This is a genomic window from Liquorilactobacillus sucicola DSM 21376 = JCM 15457 (assembly GCF_000612445.1).
Taxonomy (GTDB): domain Bacteria; phylum Bacillota; class Bacilli; order Lactobacillales; family Lactobacillaceae; genus Liquorilactobacillus; species Liquorilactobacillus sucicola.
The window spans coordinates 14,740-39,418 of sequence record NZ_BALC01000010.1; the positions used below are offsets into that span (position 1 = coordinate 14,740).

23 protein-coding genes and 1 pseudogene are annotated in these 24,679 nt (G+C 38.6%); 23 read left to right on the plus strand and 1 reads right to left on the minus strand.

What is annotated here, in order from left to right; genetic code table 11:
* Nucleotides 1–394 precede the first annotated feature (394 nt).
* The 23 genes and pseudogenes from JCM15457_RS11235 (at nt 395) to JCM15457_RS11345 (ending at nt 22,130) form a co-directional block, all read left to right on the plus strand.
* Nucleotides 395–1,480, plus strand: a complete 1,086-nt coding sequence (locus tag JCM15457_RS11235; RefSeq protein WP_034989988.1) for a glutathione S-transferase C-terminal domain-containing protein — start codon at nt 395–397, stop codon at nt 1,478–1,480.
* Nucleotides 1,455–2,786, plus strand: a complete 1,332-nt coding sequence (locus tag JCM15457_RS11240) for an MmgE/PrpD family protein (protein WP_051993489.1) — start codon at nt 1,455–1,457, stop codon at nt 2,784–2,786. The genes JCM15457_RS11235 and JCM15457_RS11240 overlap by 26 nt, the downstream gene beginning before the upstream one ends.
* A 13-nt stretch (nt 2,787–2,799) precedes the next feature.
* A complete protein-coding gene (locus tag JCM15457_RS11245; RefSeq protein ID WP_034989989.1) occupies nt 2,800–3,615 on the plus strand; it encodes a transporter substrate-binding domain-containing protein in 816 nt (271 codons plus the stop codon).
* Between the two features lie 37 nt (nt 3,616–3,652).
* Entirely contained in the window at nt 3,653–4,591 is a 939-nt protein-coding gene (locus JCM15457_RS11250; protein WP_081778262.1) for a DUF1684 domain-containing protein, read from the plus strand.
* 60 nt (nt 4,592–4,651) lie between these two features.
* On the plus strand, nt 4,652–5,206 hold the full coding sequence (locus tag JCM15457_RS11255) for a GNAT family N-acetyltransferase (protein WP_152537326.1): 555 nt from the start codon (nt 4,652–4,654) through the stop codon (nt 5,204–5,206).
* Nucleotides 5,203–5,913 (plus strand): amino acid ABC transporter permease, encoded by a 711-nt coding sequence (locus JCM15457_RS11260; RefSeq protein ID WP_034989994.1) that lies wholly within the window; start codon nt 5,203–5,205, stop codon nt 5,911–5,913. The genes JCM15457_RS11255 and JCM15457_RS11260 overlap by 4 nt, the downstream gene beginning before the upstream one ends.
* Complete coding sequence (locus JCM15457_RS11265) at nt 5,879–6,631, plus strand: amino acid ABC transporter ATP-binding protein (protein WP_081778263.1); 753 nt, start codon at nt 5,879–5,881, stop codon at nt 6,629–6,631. The genes JCM15457_RS11260 and JCM15457_RS11265 overlap by 35 nt, the downstream gene beginning before the upstream one ends.
* Before the next feature lie 56 nt (nt 6,632–6,687).
* On the plus strand, nt 6,688–8,043 hold the full coding sequence (locus tag JCM15457_RS11270) for a class-II fumarase/aspartase family protein (RefSeq protein ID WP_034989996.1): 1,356 nt from the start codon (nt 6,688–6,690) through the stop codon (nt 8,041–8,043).
* Between the two features lie 33 nt (nt 8,044–8,076).
* Nucleotides 8,077–9,231 carry a trans-sulfuration enzyme family protein gene (locus JCM15457_RS11275; RefSeq protein ID WP_034989997.1) on the plus strand — a complete coding sequence of 385 codons (1,155 nt, stop codon included), beginning with the start codon at nt 8,077–8,079 and terminating at the stop codon, nt 9,229–9,231.
* 257 nt (nt 9,232–9,488) lie between these two features.
* Nucleotides 9,489–10,526, plus strand: coding sequence for an ABC transporter substrate-binding protein (locus JCM15457_RS11280; RefSeq protein ID WP_034989998.1), 1,038 nt, complete (start codon nt 9,489–9,491; stop codon nt 10,524–10,526).
* Nucleotides 10,527–10,537: 11 nt separating this feature from the next.
* Nucleotides 10,538–11,593, plus strand: a complete 1,056-nt coding sequence (locus tag JCM15457_RS11285; RefSeq protein ID WP_034989999.1) for an Ldh family oxidoreductase — start codon at nt 10,538–10,540, stop codon at nt 11,591–11,593.
* Nucleotides 11,594–11,610: 17 nt separating this feature from the next.
* A complete protein-coding gene (locus JCM15457_RS11290; protein ID WP_034990000.1) occupies nt 11,611–12,912 on the plus strand; it encodes an O-acetylhomoserine aminocarboxypropyltransferase/cysteine synthase family protein in 1,302 nt (433 codons plus the stop codon).
* A gap of 4 nt (nt 12,913–12,916) precedes the next feature.
* Nucleotides 12,917–14,074, plus strand: a complete 1,158-nt coding sequence (locus tag JCM15457_RS11295) for an amidohydrolase (protein ID WP_034990001.1) — start codon at nt 12,917–12,919, stop codon at nt 14,072–14,074.
* 79 nt (nt 14,075–14,153) lie between these two features.
* Nucleotides 14,154–15,155 carry a D-2-hydroxyacid dehydrogenase gene (locus tag JCM15457_RS11300; RefSeq protein WP_034990002.1) on the plus strand — a complete coding sequence of 334 codons (1,002 nt, stop codon included), beginning with the start codon at nt 14,154–14,156 and terminating at the stop codon, nt 15,153–15,155.
* A 12-nt stretch (nt 15,156–15,167) separates the two neighbouring features.
* Nucleotides 15,168–15,590, plus strand: coding sequence for a GNAT family N-acetyltransferase (locus JCM15457_RS11305; protein WP_034990003.1), 423 nt, complete (start codon nt 15,168–15,170; stop codon nt 15,588–15,590).
* Between the two features lie 509 nt (nt 15,591–16,099).
* Nucleotides 16,100–17,129, plus strand: a pseudogene (locus tag JCM15457_RS11310) (ABC transporter substrate-binding protein).
* A 9-nt stretch (nt 17,130–17,138) separates the two neighbouring features.
* On the plus strand, nt 17,139–18,179 hold the full coding sequence (locus tag JCM15457_RS11315; protein ID WP_051993491.1) for an ABC transporter permease: 1,041 nt from the start codon (nt 17,139–17,141) through the stop codon (nt 18,177–18,179).
* 15 nt (nt 18,180–18,194) lie between these two features.
* Nucleotides 18,195–18,941 carry an ABC transporter ATP-binding protein gene (locus tag JCM15457_RS11320; protein WP_034990004.1) on the plus strand — a complete coding sequence of 249 codons (747 nt, stop codon included), beginning with the start codon at nt 18,195–18,197 and terminating at the stop codon, nt 18,939–18,941.
* A gap of 273 nt (nt 18,942–19,214) precedes the next feature.
* Nucleotides 19,215–20,069, plus strand: coding sequence for an aldo/keto reductase (locus JCM15457_RS11325; RefSeq protein ID WP_034990005.1), 855 nt, complete (start codon nt 19,215–19,217; stop codon nt 20,067–20,069).
* 43 nt (nt 20,070–20,112) lie between these two features.
* Nucleotides 20,113–20,529 (plus strand): cupin domain-containing protein, encoded by a 417-nt coding sequence (locus tag JCM15457_RS11330; protein ID WP_034990006.1) that lies wholly within the window; start codon nt 20,113–20,115, stop codon nt 20,527–20,529.
* Nucleotides 20,530–20,847, plus strand: coding sequence for a carboxymuconolactone decarboxylase family protein (locus JCM15457_RS11335; RefSeq protein ID WP_034990007.1), 318 nt, complete (start codon nt 20,530–20,532; stop codon nt 20,845–20,847).
* 31 nt (nt 20,848–20,878) lie between these two features.
* Nucleotides 20,879–21,616, plus strand: coding sequence for an SDR family oxidoreductase (locus JCM15457_RS11340; RefSeq protein WP_034990008.1), 738 nt, complete (start codon nt 20,879–20,881; stop codon nt 21,614–21,616).
* A 112-nt stretch (nt 21,617–21,728) separates the two neighbouring features.
* Nucleotides 21,729–22,130, plus strand: a complete 402-nt coding sequence (locus tag JCM15457_RS11345; protein ID WP_034990009.1) for a MerR family transcriptional regulator — start codon at nt 21,729–21,731, stop codon at nt 22,128–22,130.
* Nucleotides 22,131–22,365: 235 nt separating this feature from the next.
* Here JCM15457_RS11345 and JCM15457_RS11350 read toward each other — a convergent pair.
* On the minus strand, nt 22,366–24,679 hold a 2,314-nt coding region (locus JCM15457_RS11350), incomplete at its 5' end, for a LysM peptidoglycan-binding domain-containing protein (protein ID WP_051993493.1).

Consider the following 24,679-nt stretch of genomic DNA (forward strand, 5'->3'; position numbering starts at 1 on the left):
ATAGTCAATGGGAGAACAAGTGAAGATGGTCTTTTGAATGAATTTACTGTGAGTCTTTTGAGGCAAGCCGTAAACGGGTATTCCCGTTATAGAATCAAGGTTAACCTTTTTTATGGAAGACCTGCTGAGGATAGTTGGAGTGATTCAACTATCAAATAACGAGTGGTAACGCGATTGGACGCCTCGTAGTCAGAGATGACTGCGGGCGTTTTTATTTTTTAGCAGAGTTTGAGTGGATTTTTTACTTGTCTGATTAATCAAGATTGGGGAGTGAGCGTCATGAAAAGGAAGTTTGTTGTCAAAATAGGAAATAGTTTCAAATCCATTAAGGTAAAAAATAATTGGCTATACTCACTGCTAGTTCTTGGATTGTATAACACGGAGGATATTTAATATGACTAAAGAAGCAGCTTTGCAAGAAGAGTTAAGCAAGATAGATGTTAATGAAAAACTTTCAGCTTGTCCAATAGATTTTTCAAAAAGTCGTGTCGCAAATCCACGCGCAGGACAGAAACAAAAAAATTATCAGAGTGAAACGATAACCTCAAATTTTAATGAAAGAGGAAAATTTAGAGACTATCAAAGCCCGTACTTTAATGCACTGTTCTCTGATGGAACTCTTCCGATTGAAGCTAATAGGTACCGTTTGATCTGGTCTAAGCATTGTCCGTGGGCAAATAGGATCGCTATTGCAATTGATTTATTAGGATTAGACAATGTGATTTCCAAGGGCGCAGTTGACCCCTTACGACCAGCTGGTGTCGTGGGTGACTGGTTCTTCACATTAGATGAAAATAATGAGGATCCAATTTTGCATACTAAGTCATTATCTGAAAGTTATCTAAAAGCTGATCCTACTTACAAGTTGAGAACCACTGTTCCAGCATTGGTTGATGTTAAAACGGGTAAGGTTGTTAACAATAATTACAATACCTTGATTGATGAATTTGCGAGTGCGTGGAAAACATTTCAAGCTGAAAATGCTCCCGATCTATATCCTAAAGCTATTAGAGCAGACATTGATGCCTTGAATCAGATCATTTATACCGATATCAATACAGCTGTCAATGAGGCCGGCTTAGCAAGATCACAGGATGATTATGAAAAATATTATAATCGTGTCTTTAATCGTCTTGACTGGTTAGAAGAAAGATTAGCACATCAGCGCTACTTGTTCGGTTCAGCAATAGTGGATACAGACATCCGTCTCTTCGTAACTTTGTCACGTTTTGATATTGTCTTTTATCAAAAATATTATGTTAACAAAAAAAGGCTGATTGATTATCCAAACTTGTGGAACTATGCAAAAGATCTATATTCAAATCCAGCTTTTAAGAATAATACAGATTTTGATGCTATAAAGAAACGTTTTTACCAAGTTGATCATACACCTCAAAATGATCTGACAAGGATAATTCCGAAAGGACCAGATTTGAGCATTTGGGAGGAACCAAATGACCGTCAAAAATTTGAAAATTGATTTTCAGACCAATACAACAGCACTTGTCAGCCAACTGCTAGTTGGACAAGAAAAATACGAGCAAAAATTTGAAGTTTGTGCTAAAAGGGCCTTGATTAATTATTTAACAGTTTTACAAAAAAGTAAAGATGAACCAGCTGTCAAAAAAATTAATGAATCATTTGATAAGTCTCAGCAAAATTTTCCGTTGAATGCAGGGCAAAAGATAACTGCTGAACGAGCAGCTTTCTTAAACGGATTTGCAGCTCATTATCTTGATTTGGATGATACACAAGCAAATTTAAGAGGGCACCCTAGTGCAGTAATTATGTCGGCCTTATTTGCGGTAACGACATCTAAAGATGAAATAAAAAGTTTCTTGTGGGCATTTATCCAAGGAGTCGAAACTGCAGGCAAATTAGGCAAGGTGCTCAATCCAAAACTAGCTTGGCGTGGCTGGCACACAACAGGAATGATAGGCACAGTTGCAGCTGCGGCTGCAATTGGAGTTTATAAGAGGGTTAATAAAAAACAACTAATTAACACACTTTCTTTTGCAGTAACGCAAGCCAGTGGACTTGAAGTTCAGTCAGGAAGTGATGGGAAGCCCTTCAATGCTGGTATTGCCGCAAGAAACGCTGTTTATGCTTTTTTAACTGCTAAAAGCGGAATAAATGCAGAACAGGATCCGTTCAGCAATAGTCGTGGATGGTTAAAAACGATTGCCGACCTTGAGATAAAGCCGGAGCAATTAATAAAAAACTGGTTAAGTCCAGCGGAGATTGAAGTGCCTGGTTTGTGGTTCAAAACCTATCCGTTTTGTTCAGCTGGAATGTCAAGCTATGATGCGGCTAGAAGTCTCTATGCGAAAGGAATAAGAATTGATAATTGTCAGAAAGTTATTATTGATTTTCCACAGGAAGGCGACCATGCATTACGCTACAAATTACCCCGGACGGGGAAAGAAGGTCGCTTTTCAGCTGAATATATTGTATGGCAGGTTTTGTCTAGAGGAGCAGTAACTGCAGCTTCCTTTGAACTTTTGCAGGTACCCCAGTCTTTCACTGCTTTACAGACTATTTTCCAACGACAGCATAATTTGGTTAATGATTCCAAAGATGCTCGCCCTACTGAAATCAAAATTATGTTGAAGGATGGGACAAAAATTTCAAAAAAAGTTATTTATCCAGAAGGCTCACCTAGAAATGAAATTGACACTAGAACTCTATGGTCAAATTTTAGCAAATTAAATACTGAAGGAAGTCAGCGATTGCGAAAGCTTTTAGACGATGAGCTTGGCAAGGTTATCGAATTAATAGATATGTGAGGAGTTAAATGTAATGAAAAAAATATGGATAGCTGTAGTAGGAATCATAGTGGTGCTTGCAATTGCTTTTCTGGGAATAAAGCAACTCAATAAGTCGCAGGCGTCATCGACTGATGTGCATAAGAGCAAGGGAACAATTAATCTAGCGGCAACCGGTACAAGTTTTCCAACATCATACAAAAAAGATGGAAAACTTGTTGGTTTCGATGTCGAGTTAACGAATAAGGCTGCTCAAAGATTAGGTTATAAAACAAAATGGACAACAGGTGAATTCGCTGGGCTTTTTGGTCAACTTGATGATAGTAAGATCGATACAATAGCCAATGATATTGCTGTTACACCTGAAAGATCGCAAAAGTATCTGTTCAGCAAAGTTTACAATACTGAAGAAACAACTATTGCTGTTGATAAGAATACTTCCTATAAAACAATCAGGGATTTGGAGGGTAAAACAGTTGCCAGTGCGGTCGCATCGAACAATACTGAAAATTTGAGAAAATATGATTCCAAAATCAACATTAAGACATTTGAAGGCAGAGATGATATTTTTCAAGCACTTTTAGTAGGGCATGTAGACGGTGTTGTAAATACAAGAAATAATTTAAAGGCTCTCATTAAATTTAAACATTACAAGTGGAAAGTTGTAGATGGAAATGCTGCTTCAGTCAATATTGCTTTGCCATTTAAAAAAGATACCAGAGGTAAGAAATTGAAACAACAATTTGACAAAGAATTTGAAAAGTTGATTGCCGATGGTACAGTAAAGCAATTATCTGTAAAGTACTTCGGATATGATATCACACCAAACTTAAAGAGCACTTCGAAGTAATTTTGTTCAGTAAAAACTTGACATGCTCGGCCGCTAAATGAAAGGACATGATGATGGCGTGGTGACATATCAGAATATTCAGCGAATGACGGAGCAACAGTTTGACAAAGAATGGCTAAAGTGGCACGCAAAACGTGAAGATAAATTAATGTCGAAATACGGTTGGCTATCTCTGAGAAGTATTGATTGGCTGAGTGATGGACAAGAAGTTAAGATTGCCGGTTTCCCAGGGAAATGGAAACAGCAAGGTAACGCTGTGAGTTATATTCCAGAAAATGGGAAAGCGGTAACTAATCGCTGGAAAATTTTGACTGCTCCCAAAACGGTAGTCGTTGACAGCGTAGCTGATGTTAATGTCGAAGACTTTGATTTCCAAGGTGTTCGAGCACAGTTAATAAAAAGAATAGGCTCTGATAGAAAGTTTGCTGTGCGGCAACGTGATCCTCACTCAAGTACGAAACGTAATTTTACAGGTTTGCCATACTTTGAACCAGACAAGAACTGGGTCTTTCCAGCGCGCTACATTCCGTTGAAAAAATGGGAAATTCTGACAACTGCCTCGGTTTTGGGGGATCTTTCCCACAACGAGACACATATCGGAGATCTTTATTTTTCATTTCATGATGAAGAATACAGGCTTGTCGTTTTTCAGGCACATAATGATGATTCTGGCTGGCTTAAACAGGACATTGACGGTGAGAATAATATTTATCTTGACAACAGACAAAATACACAAGGTCACGGAACTATACTGTTTCGTGACTTGACAACGGGCGCTGAAACATATGGTGGTGGTAGAAGAATAAGAATTAATATTTCAAAACCGCAAGAACTTGATTATATTGACTTCAATACTGCGGTCAACTTACCTTGCGCATTCAGTAGTTTTTGTACTTGTCCCTTCGCCCCCTCAGAAAATACATTACCATTCAAAGTAAGAGTTGGAGAAACAACCCCTAAAGTTGTAACCAACTAACTAGATTTTTGAATTACAAATATAAATGCTTAATGGATTGAAGTGAATCTTTTGAAAGTTGTGAAATTAAGTAGTAAAGATGCAGAGAATTTAACCGTGTTATTGCATCGTGCATACCAAGCAAACGAAGTGCTAGGCATTCATTTTAAGGCTGCTTCAGTTGATGTGAAAGATGTGCGGAAACATCTTTTAAGTGTTCCTACCTATGGTTATAAGGATGAAAAAGGAAAAATAGTTTCGACTGTTTCGGTCAGATTACCTTGGTCGTATAATGCAGGGCCATTTAATCTCCCCCATCTTGGGTGGATCACAACAGATCCTGCCTATCAACATCAAGGATACGGAAAAAGCATAATCAATGATGTACTTGAGCAATATGTAAAAAAAGTGTTGAATGCGCCAGCTGTTACTTTGGGGACCGCAGTTGAACATCCGTGGCTGCAAGAGACATATATCTCATTGGGTTTTACTCCAATTGAAGAGGTTAGAAAATTCTCTGATCACAAAACTGTTTATCTGATTAAAACATTTGATGTTTCATTGCTAGAACAAGTATCAGATGAGCATTTGCAAAGAATTTTACGAAAACAAGCAATTAAGGGGGAGAAAGAATGAACTTTGACTGGCAATATTTCTTAAAGGCATTGATTCAATTACCGGAATATATTCCAGTTACGTTAATAATGGCGATTTTTGCAATGATCTTAGCCATAGTTATCGGAGTAATAATTACCGTGTTTCAATTAAGTCCGTTTTGGATATTAAGAAGATTTGCGCACTTTTATATTTCATTTTTTAGGGGAATGCCGACTCTGGTGCAACTTTTCTTGATTTATTATGGCTTGCCGCAGCTTTTTCCTTCATTAAGGGGAATACCGGCTATCATTGCAGCTATTGTCGGATTGGGCTTCAAAGAATCATCGTATTTATCTGAAATATTCCGTGCTGGTTTCAATTCTGTTGATGAAGGCCAAATTGAAGCAGGAAAAGCATTGAATATTTCAAAAATCACGTTATTTTGGCATATTGTATTGCCACAGGCAACATTAAATGCTTTGCCAGCAACCGGTAATACATTTGTCAGTCTTTTAAAGGAAACGTCTTTAGCATTCACTTTAGGATTGACAGAGTTATTTGGGGAAGGAAAGATGCTAGCTGGGGAGTCATTCAAATATTTTGAGACTTATCTGGCGGTAGGGATTTTATACTGGATCTTGATTATTATCTATACTTGGTTGCAAAGTTTATTGGAAAAAGAGCTGCTCAAGCCGTATCGGAGGGATTTGAATGAGCCTGATAGAAGTGAAGGACCTGTCAGTTAATATTGGAAAGAAAAAAATTCTAAAGCATATTAACTTGAACATTGAAGAAGGGACAGTTACTGCTTTAGTAGGACCAAGTGGTTCTGGTAAAACAACCCTTTTGCGAACTTTGAATTTATTACAAATTCCAACTGCAGGATCGCTAAAGGTTGGTACAACAACTGCGATTGCTGGCAAAATTGATACTAAAACTATTCATGATCTCAGACAAAATTCTGCGATGGTTTTTCAGCAGTTTAATCTTTTCAAAAATTTAACAGCATTGGAAAATGTTGCAAATCCCTTGATTTATACCAATTTAGCAAATAAAAAGGAAGCTCATAAAACCGCATTGAAAATTCTAAAGAAAATCGGTTTAGAAGAGGTAATTACGCAATATCCAGCGACTCTTTCTGGGGGGCAGCAACAACGAGTATCGATTGCAAGAGCTGTGGCTGTAAGACCACGAGTTATTCTTTTTGATGAGCCAACATCAGCCTTAGATCCTGAATTAGTTGAGAGTGTGCTACAGACTATTGCGGGATTGGCAAAAGAAAACATAACGATGATTCTTGTGACGCATGAGATGGATTTTGCTCGTCAAATTGCTGATGAGGCTGTTTTTATTGAAAATGGTGAAGTGTTATCTAAAGGTCCTGCAAAAGAACTGCTGTCTGGGCGGACATCCCCAAGAATTGATTCCTTTATAAATTCACTTAAGCGAAGTGCGTTTGCGTAGAACAACATACTATATAAGCAATGTTTTGATTTTAAGATTCAAAGGAGAAAAAATAAATGGCAGATGTTTTAGATTCAGTTTTAATGCAAAATAATTTTGGGACAGCTGAAATGCGTGCTGTTTGGACAGACAAAAATAAGATCGAAAAACAGTTGGCTGTAGAATCTATACTTTCCAAAGTTGAGGGTGAATTGGATATTATTCCGCAACAAGCAGCAGCGGTAATTGTTGACCAAGCGAGAATTGAAAATTTTGATCTTACTGTATTGGCGCAAGAAAGTGCAGCAAAAAGACATTCCTTAATAGCATTAATCAATCGTCTGCAAAAATTGTCTGGAGAAAAAGCTGGCGAGTATGTCCATTTTGGTGCGACAACGCAAGATATAGTTGATACAGGCATCATGTTACAGACGAAAGAAGCTTATCAGATTCTTTTAAAGGATAGCTATCATTTAGTGGAGGTTTTGAAAAAACAAACAAAAAAATATCGAGCAACTGCGATGATTGGGAGAACACACGGGATACAGGCTATTCCAATAACATTTGGTTTCAAACTAGCAGTTTGGTTAGATGAAGCTATTCGTAATTTGCAAAGGCTTCTGGATCTGGATAAAAAAGGTGTTTTTGTTGGTACTTTAAGCGGTGCAGTTGGCACATATGCAGCTTTTGGGAAAAAAGGACCAGAAATTGAAAAATGTGTTTTAACTGAGCTCGGTTTGAATGTACCAAATATATCATGGCAATCGTCAAGGGACCGTTTTTCAGAATTTGCAGCAGTACTTGGAATCTATTCAGGTCTTTTAGGAAAAATTGGACATGAACTTTTCAATTTAATGAAAACAGAAGTTGATGAAGTACGTGAACCGTTTAGAGAGGGAGAGATTGGTTCTTCTACCATGCCACAAAAACGTAATCCAGCTTTGATAGAAGGTTTAGCTAGTTTGACACAACCGGTTTTTAAGGATGCTGGGTTAATGTTTGAATCTCTACTGTTTGATGGTGAGCGAGACGCAATTCATTGGCGTAATGAGTGGATCGTTCTACCGGAAATAACCAATTATGTTGATGCACAGTTGAAAGGTGCCGCGTATATTCTAGATGGGTTACAAGTGAATGAGCAGCAAATGCTTCGCAATATACAATTACAGGGAGGTTTACCTTTTGCTGAGAAGATCATGTTTAATTTAGGTAAAATAGTGGGCAAACAAACAGCACATAAAATTGTTTATCAATGTGCAATGGAAACTATTGAAGAAAAAGAACAATTTGTTGACGTGTTGTACCGTCAAAATGAAGTTAGCAAAAATTTCAGCAAAGCTGAGCTGCTTTCTTGGATTGATGTTAAAAATGATTTAGGCAGTATTTTTGAAAAAGTCGATCAGGTGTTGCAAGTGGCTGAAGACTTTAAATAGCAGTTATTATATTTTTCAAGGAGGATTCATACATTGTCAGAATTCGATACAAATTTAGTTCACGGAAAAGCACAAAATGATAACACAACAGGAGCGGTCAATGTTCCTATCTACAATTCATCAACTTATATTTTTCCTAAAGTTGATTCGCAGGTTCGGTGGGATTATGCCAGATCAGGTAATCCAACGCGCTCATACTTGGAAGATCAAGTTGCACAGCTTGAGGGTGGTCAGCAAGGCTTTGCATTCTCATCTGGGCTGTCGGCGATTCATGCAGTTTTATCGATTTTTTCACCCGGAGATCACATTATCGTTGGCGATACCGTTTATGGGGGGACTTTTCGCCTGATCAATCAGTTCTTCAAAAGATGGCAGCTGGAGTTTACTGCCGTTAACACACAGGATTTAGAACAAGTGAAAAGAGCCATCAAGCCTAATACAAAGGCTATATACTTTGAAACATTCTCGAATCCATTATTGCGAGTGACAAGTGTTCGTGGGGTCGCAAAAATAGCTAAGGAAAATGACCTGTTGACAATTGTGGACAACACCTTTTTGACACCATATTTACAACAGCCATTAAAACTGGGGGCTGATATTGTGCTTCACTCGGCGACAAAGTACCTTGGGGGACATTCCGATGTAATTGCTGGTATCGTCGTTGTCAAAGATCAGGAATTAGCGGATCGAGTTTATTTTAATCAAAATGGAATCGGAGCTGTTTTATCTCCGGAGTCTTCTAATCTGATCCGCAGAGGTATTCAGACATTAGCAGTCAGAATGGATCGTCATTTAAGTAATACTGCTAAGATCGTTGAGTTCTTGCAGAATAGAAAAGAAGTTAGGAAAATCTATTATCCGGGAATACCTGGCAGCAAAGATTATGAAGTTGCTAGCCAAGAGGTTAGTGGATATGGCGGAATAGTTTCATTCGAATTACAGGACGGAATAGACACGACGAGGTTTGTCGAAAGTCTTGATTTGATTCAATTAGCAGTTAGTTTAGGAGCTGTTGAAAGTCTGATCGAACTGCCATACAAAATGACACATGCTGAATTATCCGAGACGGAACAAAAAGAGATCGGAATTACTTCACAGCTTATCAGATTATCAGTTGGTATCGAATCTCCCAAAGACCTAATCGATGAGCTTCAGCAAAATCTGGATACATTAAACTATCAAGGATAGGTTTGCGTGTTGGAAGTGGTGTACTGAAACCGGAGAGAGTGGCTTCTGAGCATTAAGTGTGAGCCGGGCTGGCGTTGATTAAAGCAGCGTTCAACCGAAACTAATCAAGTATTAAATCGGGGTGTCCGGTGCAAGGTCCAAACAAGGTGATGGAACGAAATGTCATCGACAGATCAGCTAAAAGGATTCGACTGCTAAACGTCTAGGGGAGTCGTTTGGTTTTCACTATACTTAGTTTGAATAAAAGAGGGATAAAAATGGGGAAAAAGAGAACAAAATGGATGTCTTTTATTGTAGTAGCGGCGGCGTTTACTGGTTTTATCGGGGATACAAGCGTGAGTAAGTCGCATGTTCAGGCAAGCTCCTATAAGAACGGTTCAATAACAATACCAGCTAAGAATGGGACAATTTGCGGCGCACCTAATTATATTGCTTACGAAAAAGGTTTCTTTAAGAAGAATGGGCTAAAAGCTGATATTGTGGCAAAACCCGCAAACATTGGCGATCTTGAGGCTGGTTTTACAAATGGAAAATATGATGTGCTGAATGGTGATTTTCAATACCTGCCGGCTATTCAAAATGGGGCTCAAATTTTAGCTGCGGGCGGCTTGCACCAAGGCTGTATTCAAGTACTTGTACCTAAAAATTCAAGTATCCATAGTGTGAAAGACCTTAAGGGTAAGTCGATAGGAACACCAGGTCAAGGCTCAACGGGGCAATATGTCGCAACTATCGCGTTGCAGCACGCTAAAATCGATCCTAAAACAGGGGTTACTTGGAAGACGTATGATTTTGATTTACTAGCAAAAGCTACTGAAAAAGGGCAAGTTGATGCGATCTCAACGGTTGATCCTTATGCATATCAGGCAGTGAAAGAAGATCATTTTCGAGTAATTGCTGACAATAATAACAGTTCCAATAGTGATAAAATGGCGAAAATGGGAATGAAAAAAAGCGGTTCATGCTGCTACTTGTATTTATCTGAAAAAGTAGTTAAGGAAGATCCAAAAAAAGCTGCGGCGATTGTGAAATCTTACAAAGAAGCTGCTCAATGGATTGATAAGCATCCAGCTGCCACGGCTGATATTTTGTTAGATAAAAAATATGTCGCTAAGACCAGTTTTGTGGATAAGAAAAATGTCACAGCTTTAATTAAGAGTTACCATTTTTCATTGAAACACGGTTCTGGGAAGGCTGACTTGAAATACTATGCAAAAGAACTAAAAAAAGCAGGCTTTTTGAAGAGCAATACGAATGTAAATAAACTAGTTACGGATGCTTACTATCAGAAGTAAGGTGAAAGCTGATGAAAATCAAAAGTGAATTTGAAATCGAGCTTTTGACAAAAATATTTATAGGATGGGGCTTTGACAGTCAGAAGGCAAGAATTGTAGCTGATGTACTCAACTATGCTGACCTGAGGGGTATCTATTCTCATGGTATTCAACGCTTAACCATGTATGAAAAAAAGTTAAACGCGGGATATATTGATCGTGAAGCCAAAATTCAAGTTGTGAAGCAAGTTCCAAACTGTATTGTTGTTGATGCTCAGCAGGCAATGGGGCAACTAGCTTCAACTGAAGTAATGGATCGTCTTATCAGAGTAGCACGGAAAAACGGAATAGCGTTTGCCACTGTAAGAAACTCAAATCACTTTGGCGCTGCTGGTTATTATGCAGAGATGGCAAGTCAGGCTAAAATGATCGGTTTTGCCGCCACTAGTACTAATCCGCTCGTAGTCCCTCCTAGGGCAAAAAATCCTTTTTTGGGAAGTAATCCTTTTGCAGCAGCATTTCCTTTGAAGAAAAATGACTTTGTCTTTGATGGTGCAACATCGACTGTCTCTCTTGGAAGAATAGAAGTTCTAGAAAAATTAAACGAACAAATTCCAGGAGAATGGGCGATTGATGGTAAAGGAGAACTAGAGAAGAATCCTGCAAACGTCTTGAGTGGTTTGACTCAGGAAAAACGAACCGGGGGAGTTCTTCCAATAGGTGGAATAAAAGAGGCTAATAGCAATTACAAAGGTTTTGCTATTTCGTTGCTGATTGAAATCATGACAGCGATTTTTTCTCAGGGTTCAATTGCCGCAGATTTAGGAAATGGGAAGCATGATATAAGTCATTTCTTCATGGTTATCGATCCCACGTTATTCATAAGCTTAAAGCAGTTTAAGATTCAGTTAACGGATATGCTGACAAGAATCCAGAAACTAGAAACAGTCGATGGTAAAAAAGTCACGCTTCCTGGGGAAAAAGAGCAAATAGCTTTGCGCAGAAACATTAAGGCCGGAATTGAAATAGATGATAAAACGTTACAACAGGTTAAAAGAATCTGTTCCGATTTGAAAATAGACTTTTAAATTAAGGGGGAATTATTTTGAGTAATAGTTTTGATACTAATAAGATCCACAGCGGGTATCAGCCAGAAAAGCATAATTATTCTGCAACAGTGCCCATTTATCAGAATGTAGCTTTTGATTTACATGACACCGAACGTGCAGATGAGATTGCGAGGGGAGAATTGGCCGATGGGTTCATTTATTCACGTGCAAATAATCCGACGGTCGATGTTTTTGAAAAAAGAATTGCTGAACTCGATGGTGGTGTTGGAGCAGTTGCAGTCAGTTCGGGGATGGCTGCAATTACATATGCTATCTTAAACGTGGCAGAAGGTGGAGGCAGAATTATCGCCCCGCCTGATATTTATGGTGCAACTTTAGATGAATTTAGAACGCTTTTGCCAAAATTCGGGATCAATTTCGATTTTGCGGAGGACATTAACGATTTTGAGGCTGTTGAGAAACTTATCCAACCGGATACCAAGGCAATTTATGCTGAAAGTGTCTCCAATCCGATCACTAATATTGCCGATGTAGCTAAATTAGCAGAATTAGCGCATAAACACGATATCCCGTTGATTATTGACAATACATTTCCCACACCGTATTTATTCAATCCGCTAAAATACGGAGCAGACATAGTAGTCTACTCCTCAACTAAGGGGATAAGTGGGCACGGCAACGTCGTTTCGGGATTGATTATTGATGGTGGTAATTTCAAATGGCGAAAGGATAAATTCCCCCAGTTTTATGAACCAGAAATTACGTTAAACAAGAAAGGTAGAGAAGATACCAGTTTTGCAGCTGTTTTTGCTGAGAAAGCATTTATTGCTCACTTAAGAACTAAATACCTCCGCTTGATGGGGGGAGTTCTCAGCCCTTTTTCAGCTTACTTGGATTTATTGGGCTTAGAAACGATTTCTGAAAGAATCAGTAAAGAAGTAGCAACTAGCTTAAAAATCGCGCATTTTCTTGAAGAAAATATACATGTGGAACATGTATTTCATTCGGGACTATTAAATACGCCTCAAAAAGATTTGGTAAAAAAGTATTATCCTAAGGGAATTGGAACAATTTTCTCATTTAAGCTTAAGGGTGATAAGAAAAATGTCGTTCGGTTGCTAAACAGTGTTCAGACGTTCACTTATTTACCTAATGTTGGGGATAATCGTTCACTTATTGTTAACCCAAGTGGGATAACTCATCGTGAAGTTCCTGAAGATGAACGACGTAAGCAAAATATTTCGGATAATCTTGTCCGTCTTTCAATTGGTTTAGAAGATGCAAATGATTTGATTGCAGACCTAGAGCAAGCTATCAATAAGGCATTTGGAGAGTGAAAAAATGGCAAAAGAAGAATATTCAAAGTATTTGAGTGAGATCGTTGCATTGCGTCATTATCTGCATCAACATCCGGAACTGTCTACCCAGGAATTTAATACGACCAAGAAAATCAAAGAGGTTTTAGCCGAGTGGAAGATCAAGATTCTTGAAACCAAGCTTGATACTGGTTTATTGGCTGAGATTAAGGGCACACAAGCAGGCCCTATTATTGGTTTACGGGCCGATATCGATGCTCTTCCGGTTCAAGAGGAAAGTAACCTTTCTTTTAAATCTTTGAATACCGGAGTAATGCATGCATGTGGCCATGATTTGCATATGTCCAGTTTGTTGGGGGCGATTCGCTACTTCAAAGATCACCAAGATGAAGTAAAAGGGACGCTAAGATTTCTTTTTCAACCCGCCGAAGAAGCCGGTGGCGGTGCTGATCAAGTTCTTGCTAAGAATGTGCTGGATGGTGTTCAGGCATTGATTGGTTTTCACAATAATCCGAATTTGCCGGTTGGAACGATCGCATTGCAAGCGGGCCCGCTGATGGCTGGGTGTTATAAGTTTGAAATTAAGATTAAAGGTCAGGGCTCGCATGGAGCCAAACCAGAAAAAAGCAAGGATCCTATTACAACATTAGCAACGATTATTTCTAGTCTGCAGACGATTGTAAGTCGCAATATTAATCCACAAGATGCTGTTGTTGTAAGTGTGACTCATATCAATGCCGGTAAAGCTTGGAATGTGATCCCTGATGAAGCATATTTGCAAGGAACGGTGCGTTTGTTCGACCATAAAAATGCAGAACTGGTAAAGACTAAGCTGTTCAGTTTAGTCGAGGGGATCGTACAGGCATACGGACAAAAAGCAGAAATAGATTGGAGCGAACGTGCACTGCCGATCAATAATAATGTTAAACTCACACAAGCGGTGATTGATAATTTATCTTTCAAGGTAGACCAGCCTGTTTTGTCAATGGCAGGAGAGGATTTTGCGACCTTTCAAAAAGAGATCCCAGGTGTCTTTGCATTCATTGGGTCAAATGGTGCACCAGGAGCAGCTGATTGGCACAAGCCAAATTTTGTCGGACTAGATGAAACATTACCCACGGGAATTGAGTATTTTGTAGAAGGTGCGCAAGGATTGTTGAAATACTTAGACACTGAGCAATAACTTGTTTTCTTGTAGAAGCTTCAATGTAATTTGAGCGAGTAGTGCTATATTTAGAGAGTTTTAAAAGGGAGATAGAGCTTTGGTAAAGATTATTGCATATCACGTTCGCCAGGATGAACAGCCATTTATTGATGAATGGAGCCGAGAAAATAATATTGAAGTCAAAAGTGTGCCTTTTGAACTTCATCCAGCAACTGTTAACCATGTACAGGGATTCGATGGAATTATTTATAAGCAGCGCAGTCGCTTGGATGAAGACGGTACTATCTATCAAACACTGAAAGATTATGGTATTCAACAATTATCCTGCCGTTCAGCTGGTGTTGATACAATTGATTTTACAGCAGCAGCTAACAACAATATTAAAATAACGAATGTTCCTTCGTACTCACCGCATGCTGTGGCTGAGCTAGTTTTAATGCAAGCAATGCAGTTGATTAGACATTATCCTGAATTTAAAGCACGGTTAGACAACAATAATTATATCGTCGACGGTCTACGTTCGCGGGAACTATCGGAATATATAATCGGAGTGATCGGAGTCGGCCGCATCGGCAGTACAGTTGCTAAGATCTTCCATGCACTTGGTGCGACGGTTTTAGGAAATGATGTCGTTAAAAAACCTGAACTTGAACGGGCAGGTATTTTAAAATACGTCTCAAAAGAAGAAATCTACCGGAATGCGGACATTGTTACCTCACATGTTTATTTGAACCAACAAAACATCCACTTGATCGGGCAAGATGCTTTTGCGCAAATGAAAACAAGCTCTTTTTTAATTAATGACTCTCGCGGACCGGTCGTTGATACGGCAGCGTTGCTTGAAGCGCTTGAGAATAAACAGATTGCAGGAGCAGCAATCGATGTAGTTGAAGAAGAAACGAAAATATTCAATTTGAAATTTGATGGACCAACTCCAGTTGAGCCTTATAATTATCTAAAGAAACTGCCCAATGTAATACTGACACCGCATATTGGATTTTACACGGACATAGCGGTTGAACGAATGGTCAAGCAATCTCTGAATGATGCTTTAGCAATTATTCAGAGTGGTCACAGTCCACATGAGATCAATTTTTAAAGGAGAATAGAAATGGTTCAGTTTAGAAAAATGACGATAGAGGATTATGAGCAAGCGTACGCATTGTGGGAGAATACACCAGGAATGCACTTGCAATCTTTGGACAATTCTCGTGCAGGCATCCAGCGAGTGCTAGAACTTAATTCGGATCTATGCTTTGTTGCAGTTACAGAAGAAGATAAAGTTGTGGCTACTATCTTAGGAGCAACTGACGGAAGAAAGGGTTATTTTTATCATGTTGCTGTAGCGGCTGCGTATCAAAAGCAGCATATTGGTTCAGAATTGATCGCAAAGGTTTTAGCTGGCTTTAAAGCCCATAAGATTGACAAAGTCGGATTATTTACGGTTGTTGATAATTTAGAAGGTCAAAAGTTTTGGCGCCGGCTAGGGTTTAAGGAACGGCCTGACATTAAGTATTTTGATATTGATCTATGAATTTAAACGGTATCTGAATCTGCTGGTGTAAAACAGCGATAAGGATGCTGATAGATACGTTCTTTAAATCAAAATTCATAATTGACATCAGTATGATTTAGGATTAAAATCTAAGACGTTAATTATAAAAAGATGAGTAACTGATTAGTGCAATTTGAAGAGAGACCCGTAAGCTGAGAAGGGTTAATAGCACAACAGTGAAGATGGTCTTTGGAATTCTACCCTGCGGCGAGTTTATTTAAATAAGCCGCAGGCAGGTGCGCCTGTTACAGCGGTAAGAGTTTTTAATGACTCCCAGAGGATGACGAGAGCAATCTAGTCATTGAACAACGAGTGGTAACGCGATAATCCGCCTCGTGGCAACTAGCCAGGGGGCTTTTTTGTTTGAAGTAAAGGAAGGGGGGCAATGTGTTCTGGCTTTATAGAGGGAGTGATTGGAGAACAGCAAGACAGAAGCAGGTGTTTGTTCAGAGTAAGATGTTTTAAAAAATAATGGGGGATGATTTTTCATGAAATGGAAAATTACTGGAAGTATCTTGGGGATTTTAGCAATAAGTGTTAGTTTAGCAGCTTGTTCGAATAAAAAATCAGCAGAGGCAAGCAAAACTTATAAGTATGGTACCGTGACCTTGCCAGTTAAGGATGGATCGATTTGTAATGCCGCTAACTACATAGCATATGAAAAAGGTTTCTTTAAGAAAAACGGGATTCGGGCGAAATTGGTTGCAAATCCACGAACAATCAGTGACTTGGAAGCTGGTTTTGCTAGTGGAAAATATGACGCACAAAATGGAGACTTTCAATATTTGCCAGCAATTCAAAATGGGGCAGCAATCAAGGCGGCTGGCGGCATCCATCAAGGATGTATCAAGTTACTAGTTCCAAAAAATTCAAGCATCAAGAGTGTTAAGGATTTGAAAGGAAAAACGATCGGAATTCCGGCACAAGGATCAACGCCACAATATGTAACTTCAATAGCACTGCAACATGCTGGGATAGATCCTAAGAAAGATGTTACTTGGAAGGTGTACAGCACCGATACACTTGCGGAAGCGGCTAAAAAGAAGCAGATTGATGCAGTCGGAACTGTTGATCCTTATGCTTATCAGGCACAAAGAAGATGGATTTAAAGCAATTATTGATAATAACAACTATGACGGTGACGATAAGATGGCTGCAATGGGGATGAAAAAGCAAGGTGCTTGCTGCTATCTCTACATCTCAAACCGTTTGATTAAGGAAAATCCTGCAAAGGCAAAAGCAATTGTCAAGTCATATAAAGAAGCTGCTTCATGGATCAACAAGCATCCAGAAGGAACCGCTAAGATCGAATTGGACAAGGGGTATGTTGCCAAAAGTAAATTCATTAATGTGAAAAATGTTACTCAGATTATTAAGGACGAGCATTTTGATTTGAATCTTGAAAGAGGGAAAGAAGATTTAGCTTATTACATTAAGCAATTGAAACAGGCAGGCTACCTTAAAGCAGATACTAATAATAAGGAATTACTGAAAAAAGCTTATTATGATGCAAACTAATAAAAAAGAATGTTGGGGGCGAGGCAGATAGTGAGCGCGTTGACAACTAATGCAGAACATAAAAAAAATAAGAAGAAGCGTGAATTAACTTTAAAGTATTGGAAACCATGGTCTCAATTTTGGAATATTAGCGGTATTGTGATTATCTTACTTGCACTTGTAGAAAATATTAGCGTGCCATCGCAAGAAGATGTTAATAACAAACCATATCAAATATTTTTAATTGTTTACTTTCTTTACCTGTCTTTTACCACTGTCTGGGGTTGGATATTTCGGCAAGGACATTTGCGAGCTTATAGCGGACATTTTTCACAATTAAATGTTAGTTTAGGTATTTTACTGATTGTCCAAGATTTATTGACTGAAAAATTTTCGATATTAGCGCAACCATTTTTTGTTAGTTTCGCGCAAATAATAGAACAGATTACCACAGATCATAAGCTGCTTTGGGATTCAACTGTTTCATCGACAGTTCTCTGGTTAGTTAGTTTTATAGTAGGGGCCTTGATTGGAGTTGTTTTCGGATTGTTGATGGGACGATATCGCCAGTTTAATTATTGGGCATTCCCTTATCTTAAAGTAATTGGTATTATTCCAGCGGCAGCATGGATGCCTTTGACTTTAGTAATATTTCCGACAAGTTATATGTCTGAAATATTTTTGATTGCTTTTGCTGTATGGTTCCCAGTTGCTTTTATGACTATTGGGGGAGTTCAGGGGATCTCAAGTGAATACTTTGAGTCAGCGAAAACATTAGGTTTTTCGGAATGGCGCATTATGTGGAAGATTGTTATCCCTGGATCTCTTCCGAGCATGTTTATCGGAATATTTACAGCATTAGGTCTTTCGTTTACAATGCTCGTTATTTCTGAAATGATGGGTGCAAAAGTAGGCTTAGGCTGGTATATAAACTGGGCACGTGGTGTCGGTAATTATACACAGGTTTATGCTGCAATTGTTATAATGGCGGTTTTGTTTTCACTTATTTTTGTTATTAGCAATAAGTTTCAAACGTACTTTTTAAGATGGCGGGAACAAAACAACCATTAATTTGGAGGGGTAGAAATGGTTCAATTAGCTATCAGAAATGTTAGTCGAACTTTACAAGACAATAACGGACAACCGCTTGAAATTTTAAAAGACATTAACTTTCAGGCTTCCTCAGGAGAATTTATATCAATTATCGGGCCCTCGGGATGTGGAAAAACAACGCTGTTACGCTTGATTTCCGGGTTGGATACTCCAGAAAAGGGAGACGTTACTGTCGATGGAAATAAGGTAACTGCACCTAATGTATCACGCGGATACGTCTTTCAACATGGCAGTCTTTTTCCGTGGGAAACCATAGAAGAAAATATAAGTTCTGGACTAAAGGCACTTAATGGACGTAATTATGACAAAGAACTGGTACAACATTATATTGAATTGATGGGGCTTAAGGGGTTTGAAAGTTCTTATCCCCATCAAGTTTCAGGAGGAATGGCACAACGGGCTGCACTAGCACGCTCAATTGTGATGAAACCTAAACTATTGCTTTTAGATGAACCGATGGGCGCATTAGATGCCTTTACACGAGCTGATGTACAGGAAGTAATTCATCAGGTATGGCAGCAAACGAAAACAACAATGGTTTTAGTCACACATGATATTGATGAAGCTATTTATTTGAGCACACGTATTATCATCATGACGCCGCGGCCCGGAGAAATCAAAGAAATAGTTACTAATCCACTTGATTTTCCGCGTAACCGAACCAGTACCGAATTTATGGATCTCAGAAAAATAATTCAAGATAAGCTGAACTTCTATTAGGATGGGCGTAACACACTGGTTCGTATAGAATAAGCACAAGTGTCAGAGCGAAATGTAAAAAACTGACCAAGCTCTTAAAGCTGGATTGAGTATTTTAATACTCGCCAGCTTTTTTGTTGTCAAAAATAGTAGGCATCCATATCTATTTTTGAAAAAAGTGTTCATTATCTGTGTGGTAAAAGCAAATCAACATTTTTAGGAGCTGAACCTTGACTTAGAGTGCACTTTAAGGTGTTCAATTAACGTGTACTAAAAAAGAAGGAGTTGTTAATTATGGAATTTAAGAAGCTTAATGATGGTAACAAAATGCCAATGCTCGGGTTTGGAGTTTTTCAAATTGCGGACTTAGAAGCAGCAGAACAAGCAGTTGTTGATGCTATTGATGTTGGGTATCGTTTGATCGATACAGCTGCTTCATACGGCAATGAAGAAGCAGTCGGAAAAGGTATCAAGCGCAGTGGAATCAAACGTGAGGACCTATTCGTTACAACAAAATTATGGGTTTCAGATACAGGGTATGAAGCGACAAAGCAAGCTTTTGAAACTTCACTGCGTAAACTTCAATTGGATTATCTTGATTTGTATTTAATTCATCAACCATACGGTGATGTTTATGGATCTTGGCGCGCAATGGAAGATCTGCAAAAAGAAGGCAGAGTTAAGTCAATTGGTGTTTCAAATTTCCAACCAGATAGAATTATGGACTTGTCTTTATATAATAATGTTAAACCAGCGGTTAACCAAATTGAAACAAATCCTTGGATGCAACAAAAAGAAGCTGTTTCTTTTCTTCACGAAAATAATATTCAACCTGAAGCATGGGCACCATTCGCTGAAGGAAAACACGACATCTTTAATAATGGAACTTTAACTGCAATAGGTCAAAAATATAATAAATCAGTTGGTCAGGTTATTTTACGCTGGTTGACTCAACGTGACGTGGTTGCACTTGCTAAGTCCGTTCATAAAAACAGAATGACAGAAAATTTTACCAGCCTTGATTTCAAATTAACAGATGATGAGATGAAAAAAATTGCAGCACTTGATAAAAATGAGAGTCAATTCTTTGATCATCGTGATCCTGCTGCCGTTAAGAGAATTCATGGTTTGGTTAGACATGTAGATTAAGTTTAGTTGTCTTTTGTGTTAACTGTACTGAAAGGAGAAATAGATGGCACAGAATAGTGACTTGAGAAAGGGTGTCATTTTTCCATTAGGTGATAAGAACGATGCCTATCAGAAGTTTTTTGTAGGGCAAAGTTATTTAAAGAGCCTCGTCAATGATCCCCAAGTGAATGTTTCAGTTGGTGTTGTAACTTTCGAGCCCGGTTGCCGTAATAATTGGCATATACATCATGCTGGTTTCCAAATTTTACTGGTCACTGGTGGAGAAGGTTGGTACCAAGAAATTGGGCAAAAACCACGTTTGTTAAAAAAGGGTGATATTGTTGTGACTCATGACGGCGTTAAACATTGGCATGGGGCCACCAAAGACAGCTGGTTCGCTCATATAGCAATCACCGCTGGTAAACCTGAATGGCTAGAACCTGTTTCAGATGCAGATTATGCAAATTTGGAGGAAAAATAAATGGTAGAAAAGCAAACAGCTGGACGTGATCGTCTTGAAGATTTTGCACCTAAATTTGCTGAGTTAAATGATGATGTTTTATTTGGAGAAGTTTGGTCGAGAGAAAAACTTCTTTCCGCGCGTGATCGAAGTTTAATAACAGTTGCGAGTTTAATGTCGCAAGGTCTTTTTCCTCAACTAAAAAGTCACATGCTTCTCGCTAAGAAAAACGGTGTAACGAAAAAAGAGATAATTGAGATTATTACTCAACTGGCTTTCTATGCAGGTTGGCCTAAGGCATGGTCTGCTTTTAGTCTAGCGAAAGAAATTTGGAATTAATATTTTAATAGTTTGGAAAGAAGGTTCCTTTATGGCAAAAGTTATTGTGATTACAGGCGCTTCTTCTGGAATCGGCGAAGCAACGGCTAAGTTGTTAGCTTCAAAGGAAAATAAAGTAGTCCTTGGGGCACGTCGGGAAGAACGCTTGCAAAAAATTTTTAAGGATATTGAACAATCGGGGGGACAAGCAACTTACTTGGCAACTGATGTCAGTGAACTTGAACAGGTTAAAGCTTTAGCCCAAAAAGCTATCGACACTTATGGTCGGTTGGATGTTTGGATGAATAATGCGGGATTAATGCCACATTCTGAATTTATTAAAGGGCGGGTTGAAGATTGGAATCGGATGATTGATATCAACTTACGCGGCGTCCTCTATGGAATAAATGCGGCTCTTCCACAGATGCGCAAACAACAATCAGGCCAGTTTATCAATATAGCTTCCGTTGCAGCACATGCAGTTCATTCTGGTGGTGGTGTGTATAGTGCTACTAAAGCTGGCGTTTGGATGATTAGTGAAGCCTTACGTCAGGAAGAAGTTGCTGCAAAGAGCCATGTTCGAGTGACTGTTGTTTCACCAGGTGCTGTATCGACTGAATTAGTTGATCATGTAACTGACCCAGATACTAAAAAGACAATGGAAAATTTTTATGCCAGTGTATCGATGCCTTCAGAACGTGTAGCGCAAGCAATTTCATTAGCTGTTGCTTTACCAGAAGACTCTGATATAAATGAAATTGTGATGCGACCATCAAACCAGCAAGGTTAAGAATAAAGAGCTCTTTTTACTTAAGAATCAGAAATAATATTGATAAAGTGTAAAAAATCAGTAAATGAAAAAAATGTATAATATATTAGTGAGAAAAGGGAGGGGGGTAACAATGAATATCAAAGAAGCCAGCAAATTGACTAATGTGAGCTCAGATACCATCAGATATTATGAAAAAATTGGACTGCTTCCACGTATTGATAGAACTTCATCAGGAATAAGAAACATTGATAAGCGCATTATCAGAAGAATTAATTTTGTTAAACAAATGCGTTCAGCCGGTATGTCTATTGAAAAGCTTTTAAAATACATGAATTTGGTTGATTCTGCGGAAGAAAATATTTCAGAACAAAAGAATTTGTTGAATGAGCAGTTAAAGATAATGGAGGAAAAAAGGAACGATTTTGATTCCGCCATCAAGCATTTGCGCTGGAAGCTAGAACACTATGAAGATCACATGGCCGAAGCAGAGGCGGAATTGAAAAAATTAGAGAAAGAGCATGAAAGAAAATAAAATACATGACAAAAAGGGGGCTAGGTCAAAATTCATTTTAACCTAGCTCCCTTTTTGTGTTTCGTATAAACGTGTTTCATAAGTCAAAATTCTCTGTCTACCTCGAATTACTCGTAGCGAAACACTCAAAGTAAATGACATGTTCGTAATTTCGCGGTAATACCCAAATTCACTGACTTTGTACTACGTCTTTTATTTTTTTCGGTAATGTCTGAGTGTCAATTTGATTGGCATATCAAACTATAAGCTCTTGACCAACTGAAAGGTAATTTGCATCACTTATACCGTTGGCGGCAACAAGTTTACTAACGGTGGTGTTGTATCTTGCAGCGATACTGCTTAAAGTGTCACCTGACTTGATAGTATAAGCACCACGAGTGTTTTTTGAAGTAGACTTGGTTGATGTTTTTGAGCTCTTACCAGATTTAGCCACAGCCAACTCTTGCCCTACATAGAGATAATTTGCGTTACTAAGTTTGTTCAATGATGCTAATTCAATGGCAGAGGTGCCGAATTCTCTCGCAATTGAGCTTAAAGTGTCACCCGCTTTAACCTTATAAGCACCGTTGTTGGTGGTGCTAGCAGGTGAATTCGTTTTTGCTGCAACTGTAACTGATGATGAACTAGAATTTCCGCCAGTTTCTGTAACAGTTAATTTTTGCCCTACATAAAGGTAATTGGCGTTGCTGATGTCGTTTAATGATGCTAGTGAATTGACAGAAGTACTAAATGTTTTGGCAATCGAGCTTAGAGTATCACCGGACTTAACTGTGTAAGTGCCATTACTGCTATTTGCAACTGAACTTGTTGTCTTTTTTGGGCTAGTTGCATTTAAACTCTTACCAGAACCGGAAACGGCTAATTCTTGCCCTACATAAATGTAGTTCGCGTTGCTCAGCTTATTCAGTGAAGTAAGGGAACTAATAGTAGTGCTGAATGTTCTGGCAATTGAGCTTAAGGTATCGCCCGACTTGACAGTGTAAGTACCACTAATATTATTAGAAGTTTCCTTTGCAGACTCAGCAACAGTTTCAGACGACTTGGCAGAGTTAGAAACAGCTAATTTTTGTCCTACGTAGATGTAGTTAGCATTGCTTATATTATTCAGCGAAGCTAATGTATTGACGGAAGTACTAAATGTTCTAGCAATTGAACTCAAGGTATCGCCTGATTTGACAGTATAACTCCCATTATCAACATGCGCTGTCGCTGAGTTCTTGTTTGAGCTTGAGTTGCTGACAGAATTAGAAACACGTAATTCTTGTCCCACATAGATATAATTTGGATTACTGATATTGTTTAGGGAAGCCAGATTATTAATGGTCGTGTCATGTGTTCTGGCAATTGAACTTAAAGTATCCCCCGACCTAACAGTATAAGTACTATTGCTTTTTTCTGTATTTGAATTACTTGTTGAGTTCGAAGCAGCACTACTAGAAAGACGCAATTCTTGGCCTACATAAATATAGTTTGGATTGCTGATCCGATTCAAAGAAGCCAGTGTGTTCACAGTTGTACTGTGAGTCCGTGCGATTAGACTTAAAGTATCACCAGATTTCACAATATAGGTAGTGGCGCTATTGCTGTTTCCATTGCCTGAAGTGGAATTTGAACTTGCACTAGTGCTGACGGCTTTTATAACAAGCAGATTTTGCCCCACATAGATGAAATTGGCGTTGCTGATGTCATTTAACGAGACTATTTTAGGAACTGTTGTGTGGTAATTACCAGCAATTCCAGTCAGAGTGTCCCCAGATCTAACGGTATAGTAGACGTCCTTTGTGGATCCTGAACCACCTTGAGGCGTACCTGGTGCAGAGCTGTTAGAACCTGTGTCAACAACTACTCCGGTATACTTGAAAGCTAACTTATCCCAATCATTTAAACTATAAGTCGAGATAATTGAATTCAACTTAGCGGTGTAGCTGATATCAGTTGCATAACCATCCTGATAAATCTTTCTCGTAGCCGTACTTGAGTTCTTTTCACCAATCAAATTACTGTAGCGTGAATTGTCAGCTAATAGTTTAGCATGGTCAACAATGCTCTCATTGTCACTATCATAAGCTCTGAAAGTTGCGTAAACAGTATGATAACTACCACTATAATATTCTAAGGTTGCTAATGTGACTGTCTTTCCAGTCCAGGATGTTCCTGCTTTGATACCAAACAAGTTATGATATTTCTCAGATAAACCGGATGTTCCCCAGCCACTTTCAAGAATTGCTTGAGCAGCGGTTAGAGAAGGGAGAACTTTATACTTAGACCAACTATCGACGGAGCCTTCTAGTATTTGGTTTAAAAAATTGGACACTTTTGCATTATATGCAGAATTGTTATTATTTTTGACGGTATTCAAAACTGATGCTAATTGTGCTTTAAGGATAGCCTCAGTTGTTTGTTGTGTTACTGCAGTGGAACTAGTAACAGCTTTTTTGGGACTAACAGAAACGACAGTTGAATTATTTTTGTCTGCCGCATTAACTGTAGTTTTTGAACTACTCTTAGCAAGCTGGTCTTTTTTCTCCGCATCTTTAGCGCTGCTGGTC

Excerpts from the sequence above, each read along its gene's own strand:
- JCM15457_RS11235 (WP_034989988.1), top strand. The coding sequence starts at position 395 with ATGACTAAAGAAGCAGCTTTGCAAGAAGAGTTAAGCAAGATAGATGTT.
- JCM15457_RS11240 (WP_051993489.1), top strand. The coding sequence starts at position 1,455 with ATGACCGTCAAAAATTTGAAAATTGATTTTCAGACCAATACAACAGCA.
- JCM15457_RS11245 (WP_034989989.1), top strand. The coding sequence starts at position 2,800 with ATGAAAAAAATATGGATAGCTGTAGTAGGAATCATAGTGGTGCTTGCA.
- JCM15457_RS11250 (WP_081778262.1), top strand. The coding sequence starts at position 3,653 with ATGAAAGGACATGATGATGGCGTGGTGACATATCAGAATATTCAGCGA.
- JCM15457_RS11260 (WP_034989994.1), top strand. The coding sequence starts at position 5,203 with ATGAACTTTGACTGGCAATATTTCTTAAAGGCATTGATTCAATTACCG.
- JCM15457_RS11265 (WP_081778263.1), top strand. The coding sequence starts at position 5,879 with ATGAGCCTGATAGAAGTGAAGGACCTGTCAGTTAATATTGGAAAGAAA.
- JCM15457_RS11270 (WP_034989996.1), top strand. The coding sequence starts at position 6,688 with ATGGCAGATGTTTTAGATTCAGTTTTAATGCAAAATAATTTTGGGACA.
- JCM15457_RS11280 (WP_034989998.1), top strand. The coding sequence starts at position 9,489 with ATGGGGAAAAAGAGAACAAAATGGATGTCTTTTATTGTAGTAGCGGCG.
- JCM15457_RS11285 (WP_034989999.1), top strand. The coding sequence starts at position 10,538 with ATGAAAATCAAAAGTGAATTTGAAATCGAGCTTTTGACAAAAATATTT.
- JCM15457_RS11295 (WP_034990001.1), top strand. The coding sequence starts at position 12,917 with ATGGCAAAAGAAGAATATTCAAAGTATTTGAGTGAGATCGTTGCATTG.
- JCM15457_RS11305 (WP_034990003.1), top strand. The coding sequence starts at position 15,168 with ATGGTTCAGTTTAGAAAAATGACGATAGAGGATTATGAGCAAGCGTAC.
- JCM15457_RS11315 (WP_051993491.1), top strand. The coding sequence starts at position 17,139 with ATGTTGGGGGCGAGGCAGATAGTGAGCGCGTTGACAACTAATGCAGAA.
- JCM15457_RS11320 (WP_034990004.1), top strand. The coding sequence starts at position 18,195 with ATGGTTCAATTAGCTATCAGAAATGTTAGTCGAACTTTACAAGACAAT.
- JCM15457_RS11325 (WP_034990005.1), top strand. The coding sequence starts at position 19,215 with ATGGAATTTAAGAAGCTTAATGATGGTAACAAAATGCCAATGCTCGGG.
- JCM15457_RS11330 (WP_034990006.1), top strand. The coding sequence starts at position 20,113 with ATGGCACAGAATAGTGACTTGAGAAAGGGTGTCATTTTTCCATTAGGT.
- JCM15457_RS11335 (WP_034990007.1), top strand. The coding sequence starts at position 20,530 with ATGGTAGAAAAGCAAACAGCTGGACGTGATCGTCTTGAAGATTTTGCA.
- JCM15457_RS11340 (WP_034990008.1), top strand. The coding sequence starts at position 20,879 with ATGGCAAAAGTTATTGTGATTACAGGCGCTTCTTCTGGAATCGGCGAA.
- JCM15457_RS11345 (WP_034990009.1), top strand. The coding sequence starts at position 21,729 with ATGAATATCAAAGAAGCCAGCAAATTGACTAATGTGAGCTCAGATACC.